A 293-nucleotide genomic window follows, 5' to 3' on the forward strand; every position below is an offset into this window, starting at 1 on the left:
GTCATTCCGGTCGTGACGTGGTCGATCACGGTGGGGCCGACCCAGAAGCCTTCTTCGTGGCCGGGGACCACGAGGTCCCGGCCGTCCACGACCATCGCCGCGCCGGCGGCTTCGGCTTCGGTGACGATCCGCACGATCCGTTCCTTGGAGGCCGGGGTGATGACCGGGCCCATCTCGGCGTCGGACTCGGTGCCGTTCTTGACCTTCACGGCCAGCGCGCGCTCTTCGACTTTCTTGACCAGCAGCTCCGCGGCGTCCCCGACGGCGACCGCGACGGAGATGGCCATGCAGCG

The 293-nt window shown here is 69.3% G+C and carries 1 protein-coding gene; it reads right to left on the reverse strand.

Annotation, left to right across the window (positions count from 1 at the left end; translation table 11 throughout):
- Positions 1-293 (reverse strand): aldehyde dehydrogenase family protein (locus NFJ07_RS25805; RefSeq protein WP_269998949.1); only part of this gene is annotated, 293 nt, incomplete at both ends.

Origin of the sequence: Arthrobacter sp. B2a2-09, from assembly GCF_027587375.1 — a bacterium.
GTDB lineage: Bacteria > Actinomycetota > Actinomycetes > Actinomycetales > Micrococcaceae > Arthrobacter.